Genomic DNA, 15370 nt, shown 5'->3' with positions numbered 1-15370 from the left:
CTGCGATGTGCTGCTGTTGTTCTCCTGCAGGGGCGTCGGACCTCACTCGGATGCGTTCACCGTGGTAACAAGGCCCTCGCGACGCCAGATCTAGGAGCTTTCCCCGGAAGAGTTCCCTCTGTTCTCACTGCTGACGCACAGAACCCCAGACACAGATCACAGGGCTTGAGCATTAAGGACACGATTTAGCCATTGCTCGAGCCCCACAAAGAGTGTGCCTTAAATCACATCGCTTCGTTCACGTGTCGAAATGATCATCGATCCCTTCCACGCAATTTTGACGAGGTTAGAACCAAGGGACTTCTCCATATCGACATGGCCAACTACAAGGTGACCATTCTCAGCGAAGGCCAAGAAACAGTCTTCGACTGTCCCGATGACCAATACATCCTCGATGCAGCAGAAGAGAAAGGACTGGACCTCCCATATTCATGCCGTGCAGGAGCCTGCTCGACTTGTGCCGGCAAAGTGATGACTGGTTCTGTCGATCAAAGTGATCAGAGCTTCCTCGACGACGACCAGATCGAAGCAGGATTTGCGCTGCTCTGTGTCGCCTATCCCACCAGCGACTGCAAAGTGAGCGCTAACGCCGAAGAACAACTGTATTGAGTTCGTCGTCAGAGGCCCAAAATGATGGCCATCGCCGAGCGCGTGCCTGCCAACAACCCAGCGGGCGACCATTCCCAGCAATGAGATCGAGCCATCGCTGAAGCTAACGACCTGAAGCGACGCAACCAAGGCCCTCTCCAATCATGCCTGCCTGCGATCATCCAAACGATGATTGCAGGCAGATCTCATCGCAAGAACAGTCATGCTTGCCGAAGAATGGTTTCTGGGCGTACTGATTCAATTCAAGCAACACCCCGAACAAGACTGAAGTCAGTCGCGTCAACACCAAGTTGTTGCAACTGATACCCATTTCTCATATCTATTCACATCAACAGGGCTAAAAGGGTGCGATATCAGCATGATCCCGAAATGAATCAATGCCTTTCATGCATTGCGCCGCGATACCTCAAACCTATGCCTATCGACTGCACAGAATCATGATCCGACTTCAAAAGCTAACTCCCAGTGGCTGGACCAACCTCGCCTTTGACCTGGAAATCAATGAAGCCGTCTCGTTAGCCAAATACCTGTCGCAACAACATCAATTCTCCTATCGATTGATTACCGACGAGATGGAGACGCTTTGCTTGATCCGAAGCGATTCATTGGGTGCGAGCGAAAAGACCCTGAAAGGGTCACTTCCCACCGTCGCGCCCTGAAGCCCAAAGCCGTCGCTCACAGAAACAGAACGGAACCGTTACATTTCTACATGCAGGGCCTCAGGGACGGGGTCACTAAGGCCTTAGGTGTTTGGAGCCTGGGGCCCTTTTTCTTGGCTGGTTTGCGTTCAGGGAGGCGGAAGCCGAGAATTGACAACACGGGTTCCTGCTGATCTGCCTTGAAGCGATAAGGCCAACGCACCCCGCCGACCTTGATCCAGGCGTCCGATGTTGATGAGCAGGGTTGTCGCAAAGAGTCGTCCATAGCCTTCTCCCAGGAAGGCCAGCTTTCATCAAAACGGTGCCTTTAAAGACGTTCGCCCTCAGCAAGACACAGCACAATTACCTAGTCGGCCTGAGGGGGCCGAGCGTCGTGCCTGGGAGTCTTCTGAGGGGAGGCTCTTTTTTTTGGGTTGAGGCCAATCGCGCCCGAGCCAAAACAACCAACGGCTCATCGGCTTGCATCTCACCATCACCCAGCCAGGAAGAGACTCGTGCGAGCGATTCAGGCAACGGAGTGGGATCAGCCCCAGCCCTGGCTGGCGTTGCCCTCATGCTGAAGCCCTAGCTGGAAGGCCATACCATCGCCTCCAATTCAAAGGCGCTCAACGCTCAACGCTGTTAGGTGTTCCAGCCATGAGGGCATCAGCCACCTCCCTGGCACCGGTCATCCAGGATCTGAACAGATCGGGATCAGCCCCAGGCCGTTGGCCACGCTCCACCTTTCGATAAAGATCGGCGACGCACCAGGCTTGCGTCAGCGGGTCGCTGCCGAAGCGGGGAATCAGATGAAGGTGAAGGTGACGAGCACCCTCACCAAAGGCGATCACATAAACCCGGTCACAACCACTCACCTGCTTCACCAACTGGGAGGCACGTTGCACAATCAGCCCCCATTCACGCGCTTCCTCCGGCCAGAAGTCGGCGGGTCCGCCAAGGTGGCGACGAGAATCCAACAGACACCACCCCGACAAGGGCGCCGGCAGGGGGTGATGACGCAGGAGCCATCTCTCACTGCGCCAGATCTCGAGGGCCTCGAGTTGTTCAGAATCTCTGTGAACGGAGCAGATGCCACAACTCAATTGGGATTGGTCTCCAATGGGATTGAAGCCAACAACAGCAGCAGCATGACTGCTGTGTTGTTCAAGATCACGATGGCAGATAGACCGATCAACAGAACACGGCGAGAGAAAGACTCATGCCCATGAAAAAGCCCCCACCTAGCGGCGGGGGCTTTCCGATTCAGCTTGCGCTGAATCGTTTGGAGACTTCAGCCAAAGGCTGTCCCGATCAACCGATGGCAGGTGCTTGCAGAGCCACAGGAGTGGACTCAGCAGCAGCCAGGTCGAGGGGGAAGTTGTGAGCGTTGCGCTCGTGCATCACTTCCATGCCGAGGCCGGCACGGTTGAGGATGTCAGCCCAGGTGTTCAGGACGCGGCCCTGACCATCAAGGATGGACTGGTTGAAGTTGAAACCGTTCAGGTTGAAGGCCATGGTTGACACGCCCAGGGCGGTGAACCAGATGCCGACAACGGGCCAGGCAGCCAAGAAGAAGTGAAGGCTGCGGCTGTTGTTGAACGAGGCGTATTGGAAGATCAGGCGACCGAAGTAACCGTGGGCAGCCACGATGTTGTAGGTCTCTTCCTCTTGGCCGAACTTGTAGCCGTAGTTCTGGGACTCGCTCTCGGTGGTCTCGCGGACCAGGGAGGAGGTCACCAGGGAGCCGTGCATGGCGGAGAACAGTGAACCACCGAAGACACCAGCCACACCAAGCATGTGGAAGGGGTGCATCAGGATGTTGTGCTCAGCCTGGAACACCAACATGAAGTTGAAGGTGCCAGAGATGCCCAGGGGCATGCCGTCAGAGAAGGAACCCTGACCAAAGGGGTAGATCAGGAACACCACGAAGGCAGCAGACAGCGGAGCGCTGTAAGCAACGCAGATCCACGGACGCATGCCGAGGCGGTAGGAGAGTTCCCACTGACGCCCCATGTAGGCAGAAATGCCAATCAGGAAGTGGAAGATGCACAGCTGGTAAGGACCGCCGTTGTACAGCCACTCATCAAGAGAAGCCGCTTCCCAAATGGGATAGAAATGCAAGCCGATGGCATTGCTGGAAGGAATAACAGCACCAGAGATGATGTTGTTTCCATAGATGAATGAGCCGGCAACGGGCTCACGGATGCCGTCGATATCAACCGGAGGAGCGGCGATAAAGGCAATGATGAAGCAGATGGTGGCCGCCAGAAGGGTGGGGATCATCAGCACACCGAACCAACCCACATAAATGCGGTTATTGGTGGAGGTGACCCACTGACAAAAGTTTGCCCAGGTACTGGAGCGACCGCTGCGAATGGCAGTAGCCATGACGAAACAAGGAGGACGGGACCTGACCTAAATGCCTTCAACAGACATAAGGGCAGGGCCTAAGCCTATGGAGGGCCGATTGTTTTTTGCCAGATTTAAAAACTTCGAGTCATTGCGCAAACTTCCTTCATGAAGAGCTTCATGAAGAGTTCATGAAGCAATGTTAATCATGCTGTTTTTGCTGATGCTTGGCCCTGCATCCAGCGGCCGGCCTGTTGAAGGAATCCCTGCCAATTCAATCGCTCCTGTTCCGAAGCCTTCGCCACAAGTAAGGGAGCTTGTTGCTTCAACAGCTCCAGATCTGGCTTTGCCACACCGGCATTGAGGGCCATCCAATCAGCCATGGAGACACCCACAACCCTGGTGAGATAGGCAGCACTGAGGCCCTGCATCATTCCAGCCGCCATCCAACTTCCACCCTCCAACTTGGCCAGACCCAGCAAAGCCTGACCACTCCACTCCACCACCCCCTGTGCAAGGGCCGCAGCCGCAAGATGCTTGGCCGCCACCTGCAGAACATCGGGCGTCCAACGGCAACCCCAGATCGAACCCATTTCACTCAGCATCAAGCCATTTCCCACGGCCACAGCAAGCAAATCAGTGCTGGGTAAAGGTGAGGCGACAACAGCGCCTGCCACGAGCCACTGGCTGCGTTGAAGCAACCCACGGAAGCGTTGACGCCGCAGGCTTTCCAGCTCCGCCTGCCAATCGCGATGCAGGGCCTCCAGCAACCGTTGACGGGTCAGATCGAGACCAAGGTTGGGTTGCTGAAGCAGCTGTCGAATCGGCAGCAGAAGGGACCTGAGCTGATCGGGCGACCCATCCCAAACCAGCAAGCGTTGATGCCAACGGTCTGGCAACTGGGCCAGCAAAGCCTGGTGAGCAGCGTCCCAATCCCCCTCAAGCTCCGCACGATTCACAGCCAGCCAGGCCGGCTGGCGCAACGGCACCTCCTGCAGACGCAAGAGATCTGCCGCACGAAGCGGCAGAGGAAGGATGAACAGCAACGCATCCTGTTGCTGAATCGTGAGAGGCCAAGCCCAGCTATCACTGACGCTGGGGAGAGGATGTCCGACACAAAGGTTGAGGGCATGGCGCCCACTCAGCGCTTGCTGGAGTGACTTGCTCTCTGGCAAAGCCACCCCTTCCGATCCCACCACTGCAACTGTCAGAGGGCCGGAACGCTCCACGACCTGGTCAAGCGCGCGCTGACGTTGGTCACGGCTTGCAGCCGTGCCGGCAAGCTCTTCAAGCGCATCGAATTGGTCAAGCACGGCATCACAGCGCTTCAACCATCCCTGCACTGAAGCTGGGGACTGAAAGGCAGGTGCCTTTGCAGGCCGGCTCAGCCACCAGATGCCGCCACCCACTGCCAGCAACCCGAGGCCACCCCCAGGCACGTGGAACACGTCTGCCAGAGCCCACTGCGCCACCAGAAATCCCCCTCCTGCCACAGCGATGCCACGCAGGAGCCTCGGCTGGGCGAGGAGGGAGCCGATTGACGGCACCGGAAGCATGCGGAACGGGCCAGAAGTGTCGTCTTCCTAGCTCACCCTCGGCAAGCCGACCAGTGGGCGTTGCAGAAGCGAGGCAGAGAGCAATCCGCCCCCCGGTAGCAGACGCACGGCGTGGGACTCCATAAGTTGATTCAGTGAGTGCAGCTCTCAATGGCGAGCCACCCCGCCGGAACCGATCGACGCAAGGATGTGAAAAGAGTGCTGGTGACAGCACTGTTCATCAACCTGAGCATGACCGGCCTGAAGCTCACCATTGGTGTGCTGAGTGGCTCGCTGGCTGTGGTGGCTGATGCAATGCACAGCGCCACAGACGCCCTCTCAAGCCTGATGGGCCTGATCACCAACGGCCTTTCTGATCCAAGACCGGATCGTGATCATCCCTACGGCCACGACAAATACGAAGGCGTTGGGGCCCTCGCCATTGCAGGCTTCATCCTGTTCACGGCGATCGAGATCCTGCTGAAGGCCGGCGAACGGTTCATGGAAGGCGTGCCGCCCCTCCGCCTGAGCGGCCAGGAACTCCTGCTGCTGTGCCTTGTTCTGGGCTTCAATCTCGCTCTAGCCCTCTACGAACGTCGGGAGGGCAAGCGACTGAAGAGTCCGCTGCTACTCGCCGATGCAAAGCACACCACCAGTGACATATGGACCACTGTGATCGTGCTCGTGGGACTGACAGGTGCCTGGTGGTTCCGACTGAACTGGCTGGATGTGGCTCTAGCGGCTCCACTCGCCCTACTTCTAATCAGGGTGTGCTCGCAGGTGGTGCGGACCAACCTTCCATGGCTCGTTGATCACATTGCGATCGCACCTGAAGCCATCCATGAACAGGCCATGGCTGTTCCTGGAGTGCTCAACTGCCACGACATTGCCAGCCGTGGCGTCTTGGGACAGCGAGTCTTTATCGATATGCATATGGTCGTTGACACCGACGATCTGCCCACTGCCCACGGCATCACCGAGCGCGTTGAGGAGCAACTGGAAACGCGCTTCGGCCCCGTTCGATGCACCATCCACTTGGAACCGAAGGACTACGCCGAGCAACAGATCACCTTTCGAGGCACCCACGGCTGATTGGGCCGGTCGTCAGGGCGGCGCTATCAAGTACCGACTCCCCCCCTGTGATGCGTCACACTTGCGCCTGACTGCAGGCCACGGGCCATGACTGATTCCTACGGAGATTCCCAACAAAATGGGGGACAGGGTGAAGGTGGCCGTGATGGCGGACGCGATGGTGGTCGCCGTCGCGGTGCCGGGAATCGCGAAGGTGGTGGCTTCCGCATCCGCCTGAGTGATAACGAGATGCGCTCCGTGCGTGCTCTTCAAGAAGCCTTCAACCTGCGTTCCACTGTTTCGGTGCTGGGCTTTGCGGTGCGGAGCCTCGGCCAGATGCTCGAAGATGGCCAGTTGGATGCCCTGATCGAACAGGAGCGTGCCCGTGCCCCCCGAGGCGGCGGACGTCGTAGTGAAGGTGGCAGGGGTGGTAGCCGAGGAGACGGTGGCCATCGCGGCGACACTGGCAGAGGCGGCGGTGGCAGAGGCGGTGATCGGCCTGATCCGTTTGCCCGGCCGGCCAAACCACAGCAGGCCCCTGTGGAGGAAAGCGTGGACGCCCCAGAACCTGAGGTTGCTGCGCCAGCCAGCGAGGCACCCGAGAGCGAAGCCACGATCGAAGCCAGTGTTGCCAGCACTGTTGACAGCCCTGTTGACAGCTCTGTTGACAGCGACGCCCCTAGCGAAGAAGCACAAGCCAACCAGGAGTAATCAATGGTCCAGTCGCGGGTTCTTTCCGGCGTCCAGCCCACCGGTGCACTCCATCTGGGCAATTGGCTGGGCGCCATCCGCAACTGGGTGGAGCTTCAGCATGATCACGACACCTTTTTTTGTGTCGTCGATCTCCATGCGATCACCGTGCCGCATGATCCCCACCGCCTGGCCGAGGACACCCTCAGCACAGCGGCTCTGTATCTGGCCTGCGGCATTGACCCGAAGTGCAGCACGGTGTTCGTTCAGAGCCACGTTCAGGCCCATGCCGAACTGTGTTGGCTGCTGAATTGCGTCACGCCGCTCAACTGGGTCGAGCGGATGATTCAGTTCAAGGAAAAGGCGGTGAAACAAGGGGACAACGTGTCCGTTGGTCTTCTGGACTATCCGGTTTTGATGGCCGCCGACATTCTTCTCTATGACGCCGATCTGGTGCCGGTGGGAGAAGACCAGAAACAGCATCTCGAACTGGCCCGCGACATCGCCCAACAGCGCATCAACGCCCGCTTCGGCAGCGACGATGCTCCAGTGCTGAAGGTGCCCAAGCCCTTGATCCTCAAGGAAGGGGCCAGGGTGATGAGCCTGACGGATGGTCGCAGCAAAATGAGCAAAAGCGACCCCAACGAGGGCAGCCGGATTGCCTTGCTCGATGCTCCTGAATTGATCACCAAGAAGATCAAACGCGCCAAAACTGATCCCCAGATGGGGCTTGAGTTCGATAACCCCGAGCGCCCGGAGACGGAGAACCTGCTGGGTCTTTACGCCATTCTCAGTGGCAAGGGGCGCCAAGCCGCCGCCGAAGAATGCGCCGAGATGGGTTGGGGCAAATTCAAACCGCTGCTGGCGGAGGCTGCCGTCACGGCCCTGGAACCGATCCAGACTCGCTACCGCGAACTGATCCAAGACCGCGCCGAACTCAACCGTGTTCTGGTCGACGGCCGCGATCGCGCCAATGCTGTGGCGGAAGCGACGGTGGCAAGAGTGCGGAGCAGCCTGGGGTTTTTGGGCACCCCCTGATCAGCTCATTTCCACTGAACTGCACGGATCAGACCACTGGGAGCTAATCAGTGCAGGAGCTTCAGAAAAGCTGCGCTAATGATTAAAACTTCCTGAGAGCTTGAAGCATTCTCAGCCAGGCCATTGGAGCCCACCCCAGTGACAGCCATGGGTCCCATGGGTCCAAGCTCCTGTGCGGCCTAAGAATAAGTGCTTAAACACATGCCAAGACTCCCGTCAAGACCGGTCCCAGACCACTCGCATCCGAACCCCTCGGGTCTGCATCGTGATGGGCCCTTGAACGGACTGTGTGCCCGGACCCTTGCAAGCATGGATGCCCAACATTCTCGGTCGCGTTTTCAATGCTGACCGCCGGATGCACCTGCTTCCTGTAGCCGGAGTCATCGGAACTGTCCTGGTCACAGGACAGGCCTTGCAAGCTGAGCGCTCCGACGGACGCCTGGCTCAAGCCGAAGCAGTCAAGGCCCATCTACAAGCAGAGGATCAGAGCGTCCGCTCTGAACTCAGTGGTGGTCATTACCGAATCACCCCAGAACGCAGGGCTCTTCTGAACACCATCCGTTATGCCGAAGGCACTTGGAAGGACGGCAAAGACCTCGGCTACAAAACTCTTTATGGAGGAGGCCAGTTCGCTGACCTTTCCCGCCACCCCGATCGGGTGGTGGTGAAGCGATACGCCAGTGCCGCAGCCGGTGCCTATCAGTTTCTGCCTTCCACATGGCGGATTGTTGCCACCGAACTCCAGCTCACCAGCTTTGAACCAAAGCACCAGGATCAAGCGGCGCTGCGCTTGATTGAGCGACGCGGTGCGCTCGAGGAAGTTGACAGCAACGGCCTGACCAAAACGGCGATGCATCGCCTAGCGCCGGAATGGGCCTCGTTTCCCACCCATGCAGGCTCCAGCGCCTATGGCCAGCCGGTCAAGAGCCATGCAGAGCTTGCGAAGTTCTACTCGGACAATCTGCGTCAGATCCGTCTAGGGGCATGAGCCTGCAGGGGCAACGGCCCCGATCAACGTTCTCCACCCTCATTCGACTGCAACGAATGTTGCAGTCTTAATTCAGCTGTTCTGAGATCCGCGCCGAGAGCGACCACACCTCGGTCATCAGCTGATGCCAGGGAGACATCGCCCCCATTGAGACAGCCATCGCCTCAGGGGATGCCTCCAGAAGGGCACGGGTCGCTGTAATCGCCTTGCGCCCCTCGACAAGGCGTTCGGCCATGGCCAGGCGCTGCTCAGGGTCCATCACCTGATCCGGGCAGACCGCCAACAATTGCTCCCCACGGTTGAAACAGTCGCTGAAGTCTTTGAGCAATGAGTCGAGCAATGACCGAAGCAGCGCCTCAGCCTGCTCATCCCTGCGAGGCTCTTCGGAGCCAGACGACGTCGATTCCATAGAGCTGCATGACACGCCCATAAGATGGCGGCTGACACGCAATTACCGGTGAGCAGCACAGCAGTAACCGCCCTTCCCCCGAACGAAACGGTGGTGCTGCCTAAAACCAGCGAAAGCGAAACGCTGCTGCGCATCCGCCACTCCATGAGCCACGTGATGGCCATGGCGGTACAGAAGCTTTTCCCCAAGGCGCAGGTCACGATCGGCCCCTGGACCGAGAGCGGCTTTTACTACGACTTCGACAATCCGGATCCATTCACGGAGGCCGATCTGAAGGCGATCCGCAAGGAGATGATCAAGATCATCAACCGCAAGCTGCCCCTTCAGCGGCTGGAGGTGGATCGAGCCGAAGCAGAGGCCAAGATCACAGCTCAGAACGAGCCTTACAAGCTGGAGATCCTGGCAGGGATTCAAGAACCGATCTCCCTGTACACCCTGGGCGACGACTGGTGGGACCTCTGCGCCGGCCCCCATGTCGCCAATACCAGTGAACTCAACCCCAAGGCATTCGAGCTCGAAAGTGTGGCCGGCGCCTACTGGCGTGGTGATGAGACGAAGGCGCAGCTTCAACGCATTTACGGCACCGCATGGGAAACCGCTGAACAGCTGGCTGAACATCGCCGTCGCAAAGAGGAAGCCTTGCGCCGCGATCACCGCCGCATCGGCACCGATCTCGACTTGTTCTCAATCGAAGACGAAGCAGGGGCAGGACTTGTGTTCTGGCACCCGCGCGGCGCACGCATGCGCCTCTTAATCGAAGACTTCTGGCGTCAGGCCCACTTCGATGGAGGCTACGAACTCCTCTACACACCCCACGTTGCAGATATCAGCCTCTGGAAGACCTCAGGTCACCTCGACTTCTACAGCGAAAGCATGTTTGGGCCGATGCAGGTTGACGAACGGGAATACCAGCTCAAACCGATGAACTGCCCGTTCCATGTGCTCACTTACGCGAGCACCCTGCGCAGTTACCGGGAGCTCCCCATTCGCTGGGCCGAGCTGGGCACTGTGTATCGATACGAACGTCCCGGTGTCATGCACGGTTTGATGCGCGTTCGGGGCTTCACGCAAGACGATGCCCATGTGTTCTGCCTGCCAGAGCAAATCAGCGATGAAATTCTGCGCATCCTTGATCTGACCGAACGGATTCTCTCCACCTTCGATTTCTGCAATTACGAGATCAATCTCTCCACCCGCCCGGAGAAATCAATCGGCGAAGACGCCGTGTGGGAACTGGCCACCAACGGACTGATTGAGGCACTGAACCGCAAGGGCTGGGCCTACAAGGTGGATGAAGGGGGCGGTGCTTTTTACGGACCAAAGATCGACCTCAAGATCGAGGATGCAATTGGTCGGATGTGGCAATGCTCCACCATCCAGCTCGACTTCAACCTGCCCGAGCGCTTCAAGCTTGACTACGTGGCTGCCGATGGCTCGAAGCAACGGCCGATCATGATCCACCGTGCCATTTTTGGATCCCTGGAGAGGTTTTTCGGGATCATGACCGAAAACTATGCCGGTGACTTCCCGTTCTGGCTGGCCCCGGAACAGATCCGCCTTCTTCCCGTCACCGACGAGGTTCAGGGCTATGCCGACGACCTCTGCCAGCAGCTCACCAGAGCTGGTGTGCGCGCCTGCGTTGACCGCAGCGGCGAACGGCTGGGCAAACTGATTCGCACCGGTGAAAAAATGAAGATCCCCGTCTTGGCGGTGATTGGAGCCAAGGAAGCCGAACAGAGTGGTGCAAGCCTGCGCAGCCGTCGCGATGGTGATCTGGGCCTTGTCGATGCCGAAGTCCTGATCAAGGCGGCCAGCCAGGCCAATCAAAGCCGCAGTCAGAGCCTGTCGTTATGACTGAGAACCCGATTCAATGCCTCGAGGATTTCGCCACTCTGCGAACGGCACCAGAGCTGAATGACAACCAACGCGCGGCATTGCGACCCTCACTGGACGACGCGATGGCGTCATTTGAGTGGTTCACCGTGGGGATCATGGCCCCATCCAAGGAAAACGCCCTCAACGCTTTGCGCAGCCTGGAGAGCTCCCTCTCCTGGGAAGCGATGACGATCGAGGCGGAAGCCGAGGATGTTGGCCCTGTGTTTCTCAAGGCCAATCAATCCAATGGTCTAATCCGCATCCGTGTGGAACATGGACTTGGAGAAGGCATCCTGATCTCTGGCCACAGCAACATCCCAGAGCAAACCGGGATGACTTGGGGCCCGCTTCCACTCGATTTCTTCGCTTGACCTCCCAGTGCCTGCTTGCGGTTTTCATGCCCTGCAAGCAGCCTGAGGATCAATAGCATCACAGCCCTCGGAATGGCGGCGAACACCTTTCTGGCAGGCGATGTGGGAGGAACCAAAACCCTTCTCGCGCTGTACGGCCAACGCGAAGGGCAGCTCCAAGCCCTCTATTCCCAGCGCTATCGCTCAGGAGAGTGGTCCTGCCTTGAAGGCATCGTCCACCACTTCCTCTCCAGCCTGCCGGCCGACCTTCCCCGCCCAAAGACCAGCTGCCTTGCTGTCGCCGGCCCTGTGCAAAACGGCACCGCCACACTCACCAATCTGCCTTGGGTTCTGAGCGAAACGCTGCTGTGTGACGCCACGGGACTCAAGCATCTCGAGCTTGTGAACGACTTTGCAGTGCTCATTCACGGCCTGCCCCATCTCGATGATCAGCAACAGGTCGTTCTGCAGGGGGGGCATCCCTCTCGTTCAGCAACCTTGACCCAGGGGGGGGCAGTGGCGGTTGTCGGTGCCGGAACAGGGCTAGGGATGGCCCGCGGGATTCCTGGCCCGCATGGTTGGTTGGCCGTGGCCAGCGAAGGTGGTCATCGCGAATTCGCTGCCCGCACAGAGGACGAATGGCAGCTGGCTTCATGGCTCAAGGCTGACCTTGACCTCGATCGCCTGTCCGTGGAGCGCATCGTCAGTGGAACAGGCCTCGGCCATGTGATGCGTTGGCGCTTGCAACAACCGGACGCAGTCGGCCACCCACTGCAGAGGGCTGCCGAAGCTTGGCGCAGCCAACCGGTGGATTCAAAGGCATACCAAGACCTACCGGCCCTGACCGATCAGGCTTCACAGAGCGGTGATCCCTTGGCCCGCCAAGCTCTCGACCTATGGCTCGGCGCTTATGGCTCAGCGGCCGGCGATCTGGCCCTGCAGGAACTCTGCAGCGGCGGGCTATGGATTGGCGGAGGCACCGCCGCCAAACACCTGAAGGGACTGCAGTCCGCCACCTTTCTTGAACCCATGCGCAGCAAAGGACGCTTCCGCGCCTTCATCGACGGGCTCCGTGTTCATGCTGTGATCGATGCGAATGCGGGCCGATTTAGCGCAGCGTGCAGAGCTCGGGATCTCGCGACTGAGATCGAATCCACCTAGCAACGTTGGTGGCCACAATCGTCAAGCGGCGGCCTCTCAGGTGAGACACTGGCTTGAACAGAACAGCAGGGATGGTGCAACCACGCATTGGCCAATCGGTGGTTGTTGATGTTCCTGCCACCTCAGCCAATATCGGCCCTGGATTTGATTGCCTTGGTGCCGCACTCGATCTCAACAACCGGTTCACGATGCGTCGGATCGAGGGAGATGGAGAACGGTTTGAGCTGATCATCGAAGGACAGGAAGGAAGTCATCTAAGGGGTGGCCCCGACAACCTCGTTTATCGAGCCGCCCAGAGGGTCTGGAAAGCTGCTGGTGAAGAACCAGTGGGACTCGAAGCGCGTGTGCGTCTGGCGGTGCCCCCAGCACGAGGGCTTGGCAGTAGTGCCACAGCAATCGTGGCAGGCCTGGTGGGAGCCAATGCACTGGTCGGAGAGCCCCTGAGCCGCGAAAAGTTGCTCGAGCTGGCGATTGATATCGAAGGGCATCCCGACAATGTGGTTCCGTCCCTCCTCGGTGGTCTCTGCATGACGGCGAAGGCCGCATCCCAGCGCTGGCGGGTTGTGCGCTGTGAATGGGTGCCAACGGTGAAAGCGGTCGTGGCCATCCCCTCGATCCGACTGAGCACCAGCGAAGCGCGCAGGGCCATGCCCAAAAGCATTCCGTTGGGGGATGCCGTCGTCAATCTGGGTGCCCTGACGCTTCTCTTGCAAGGACTGCGCACCGGCAACGGCGATTTGATCGCAGACGGCATGCACGATCGACTGCATGAGCCCTACCGCTGGCGCCTGATCAAAGGCGGACAGGAGGTTCGCGAAGCCGCTCTCAAAGCAGGGGCGTGGGGCTGTGCCATCAGCGGAGCGGGCCCCAGCATTCTTGCCCTTTGCTCCGAAGAGGTCGGTGCCGCCGTCAGTCAGGCGATGGTCCGGGCGTGGGAAGCCGCGGGTGTGGCCAGTCGGGCACCACTACTGAACCTCCAGACCACAGGCAGCCACTGGCATCCAAAGGAATCTGAGTAAATTTACTCAGTTCCGGGCGCGGCCCTGATAGGTTCAACATCCATTAGATGGATGCCATGGACGTCAATCTCCCTCTGATTGCCACGTCCGATGCCACGTTTCCCTGGCTTTCGCTGATCATCCTGCTCCCCGCAGCTGCTGCCCTGGTGATGCCGCTGCTGCCGGGCGATGAGAGCAATCCCTCACCCTGGCCCCGCAACCTCGCCTTGGGGGTTCTGGCAGTCGACTTTGCCCTGATGCTGGTGGCCTTCAGCCGCCATTTCAATCCACAGGACCCCTCACTCCAATTGGTGGAGCGTCTCAACTGGGTACCGGCCATTGGCCTGGAATGGTCAGTCGGGGCCGACGGTCTATCGATGCCCCTGGTGGTTCTGAGTGGCCTGGTGACCATGCTCTCGGTGGCGGCGAGCTGGAAGGTTGAACACAAAGCCAAGCTCTACTTCGGCCTGCTGCTCGTTCAGGCCGCCGCCCAAGCCCTGGTCTTCCTCTCTCAGGACTTCCTCTTGTTCTTCCTGGCCTGGGAACTGGAACTGGTACCGGTGTATCTGCTGATCGCCGTTTGGGGAGGCCAGAACCGCCAATACGCCGCCACAAAATTCATTCTCTACACAGCCCTGGCCTCACTGCTGATCTTGATCAGCGGCCTGGCACTGGCTCTTTCCGGTGACCAGTTCACGCTCAACCTGAGCGAACTGGCCCAACGCTCTCCTGGCGGCACCTTTGGGCTGCTCTGTTACCTGGGCTTCCTGGTGGGATTCGGTGTGAAATTACCGATGTTCCCTCTCCATACCTGGTTGCCTGATGCCCACGGCGAAGCCAACGCTCCGGTCTCCATGCTCCTGGCTGGAGTGCTGCTCAAAATGGGCGGTTATGCCTTACTGCGCTTCAACGTGCAAATGCTGCCGGATGCCCACCTGGTGTTGGCACCTGCACTGATCGTGCTGGGGATTGTCAACATCATCTATGGCGCCCTCAACGCCTTTGCTCAAGACAACGTCAAACGCAGGATCGCCTGTAGCTCGGTCAGCCATATGGGCTTCGTTCTGGTCGGCATTGGAGCAATCGACGCCCTCAGCATCAGCGGAGCGATGCTGCAGATGATCAGCCATGGCCTGATCGCCGCGGCCATGTTCTTTGTGACCGGAAGCTTCTACGAACGCACCAAGACCCTCTCCATTCCAAACATGGGTGGACTCGCGAAAGTGCTGCCAATCACCTTCGCTTTTTTCCTGGCCAGCTCACTGGCATCCCTGGCTTTGCCTGGAATGAGTGGCTTTATCAGCGAGATCACCATCTTCCTGGGCATCACCAGCCAAACCACCTTCACGACAGGCTTCCGCGCGATCACGATTGTTGCCGCAGCGATTGGCCTGGTGCTCACCCCCATCTATTTGTTGTCGATGTGTCGCCGCATCTTCTTCGGGCCAAGGATTCCGGCTCTGGCCTTTGTGGGCGATATGAATCCGCGCGAGCTCGTGATCGGCCTCACCCTGCTGGTGCCCACACTCACCATCGGCATCTGGCCCAGGGTGGCGATGGACGTCTACGAGGCTTCCACCGATGCTCTCGCCAGCACGCTGTCAACCCATAGCCTGATCGCGCTCCACAATCTTCTGCCCCTGGGCTGAAGCGATACGG

Annotated in this window: 15 protein-coding genes; 11 read left to right on the top strand and 4 right to left on the bottom strand. The window is 58.9% G+C overall.

Annotated features, from left to right (window positions below; translation table 11 throughout):
• Nucleotides 1–315 precede the first annotated feature (315 nt).
• Together DXY16_RS08970 and DXY16_RS08965 are read left to right on the top strand one after the other, a co-directional pair.
• A complete protein-coding gene (locus tag DXY16_RS08970; protein ID WP_115120848.1) occupies nt 316–609 on the top strand; it encodes a ferredoxin in 294 nt (97 codons plus the stop codon).
• Nucleotides 610–1046: 437 nt separating this feature from the next.
• Nucleotides 1047–1268, top strand: a complete 222-nt coding sequence (locus DXY16_RS08965; RefSeq protein WP_206749556.1) for a hypothetical protein — start codon at nt 1047–1049, stop codon at nt 1266–1268.
• Nucleotides 1269–1873: 605 nt separating this feature from the next.
• Here DXY16_RS08965 and DXY16_RS08950 read toward each other — a convergent pair.
• From DXY16_RS08950 to DXY16_RS08940, 3 genes are all read right to left on the bottom strand, one after another.
• Nucleotides 1874–2224 carry an HIT family protein gene (locus tag DXY16_RS08950; RefSeq protein WP_371410892.1) on the bottom strand — a complete coding sequence of 117 codons (351 nt, stop codon included), beginning with the start codon at nt 2222–2224 and terminating at the stop codon, nt 1874–1876.
• Between the two features lie 334 nt (nt 2225–2558).
• Nucleotides 2559–3635, bottom strand: a complete 1077-nt coding sequence (gene psbA / locus DXY16_RS08945) for a photosystem II q(b) protein (RefSeq protein ID WP_115120843.1) — start codon at nt 3633–3635, stop codon at nt 2559–2561.
• A 167-nt stretch (nt 3636–3802) separates the two neighbouring features.
• On the bottom strand, nt 3803–5152 hold the full coding sequence (locus tag DXY16_RS08940) for a YcjF family protein (protein WP_115120842.1): 1350 nt from the start codon (nt 5150–5152) through the stop codon (nt 3803–3805).
• Nucleotides 5153–5302: 150 nt separating this feature from the next.
• Here DXY16_RS08940 and DXY16_RS08935 point away from each other — a divergent pair, with 150 nt between their 5' ends.
• The 4 genes from DXY16_RS08935 (at nt 5303) to DXY16_RS08920 (ending at nt 8918) form a co-directional block, all read left to right on the top strand.
• Complete coding sequence (locus tag DXY16_RS08935) at nt 5303–6223, top strand: cation diffusion facilitator family transporter (RefSeq protein ID WP_115120841.1); 921 nt, start codon at nt 5303–5305, stop codon at nt 6221–6223.
• 87 nt (nt 6224–6310) lie between these two features.
• A complete protein-coding gene (locus tag DXY16_RS08930; RefSeq protein WP_115120840.1) occupies nt 6311–6913 on the top strand; it encodes a hypothetical protein in 603 nt (200 codons plus the stop codon).
• A 3-nt stretch (nt 6914–6916) separates the two neighbouring features.
• Nucleotides 6917–7930, top strand: a complete 1014-nt coding sequence (gene trpS / locus DXY16_RS08925) for a tryptophan--tRNA ligase (protein ID WP_115120839.1) — start codon at nt 6917–6919, stop codon at nt 7928–7930.
• 355 nt (nt 7931–8285) lie between these two features.
• Nucleotides 8286–8918: a glycoside hydrolase family 104 protein gene (locus DXY16_RS08920; protein ID WP_115120983.1), complete on the top strand. Its 633-nt coding sequence runs from the start codon at nt 8286–8288 to the stop codon at nt 8916–8918.
• Nucleotides 8919–8985: 67 nt separating this feature from the next.
• Here DXY16_RS08920 and DXY16_RS08915 read toward each other — a convergent pair whose 3' ends face one another.
• Nucleotides 8986–9327: a DUF2605 family protein gene (locus DXY16_RS08915; protein ID WP_115120838.1), complete on the bottom strand. Its 342-nt coding sequence runs from the start codon at nt 9325–9327 to the stop codon at nt 8986–8988.
• Between the two features lie 24 nt (nt 9328–9351).
• Here DXY16_RS08915 and thrS point away from each other — a divergent pair, with 24 nt between their 5' ends.
• The 5 genes from thrS (at nt 9352) to DXY16_RS08890 (ending at nt 15360) form a co-directional block, all read left to right on the top strand.
• On the top strand, nt 9352–11181 hold the full coding sequence (gene thrS, locus DXY16_RS08910) for a threonine--tRNA ligase (RefSeq protein ID WP_115120837.1): 1830 nt from the start codon (nt 9352–9354) through the stop codon (nt 11179–11181).
• Entirely contained in the window at nt 11178–11573 is a 396-nt protein-coding gene (locus DXY16_RS08905) for a DUF1824 family protein (protein ID WP_115120836.1), read from the top strand. Before thrS ends, DXY16_RS08905 begins: the two co-directional genes overlap by 4 nt.
• 72 nt (nt 11574–11645) lie before the next feature.
• Nucleotides 11646–12713 carry a glucokinase gene (locus DXY16_RS08900; RefSeq protein ID WP_115120835.1) on the top strand — a complete coding sequence of 356 codons (1068 nt, stop codon included), beginning with the start codon at nt 11646–11648 and terminating at the stop codon, nt 12711–12713.
• A gap of 71 nt (nt 12714–12784) precedes the next feature.
• Nucleotides 12785–13732 carry a homoserine kinase gene (thrB, locus tag DXY16_RS08895; protein ID WP_115120834.1) on the top strand — a complete coding sequence of 316 codons (948 nt, stop codon included), beginning with the start codon at nt 12785–12787 and terminating at the stop codon, nt 13730–13732.
• Nucleotides 13733–13788: 56 nt separating this feature from the next.
• Complete coding sequence (locus tag DXY16_RS08890; protein ID WP_115120982.1) at nt 13789–15360, top strand: NAD(P)H-quinone oxidoreductase subunit 4; 1572 nt, start codon at nt 13789–13791, stop codon at nt 15358–15360.
• Nucleotides 15361–15370: the final 10 nt, after the last annotated feature.

Origin of the sequence: Synechococcus sp. UW105 (assembly GCF_900473935.1) — a bacterium.
Classification (GTDB): Bacteria; Cyanobacteriota; Cyanobacteriia; order PCC-6307; family Cyanobiaceae; genus Synechococcus_C.
Note: the sequence above shows the minus strand (reverse complement) of the source record. Positions and strands in the feature narration are given on the sequence as shown.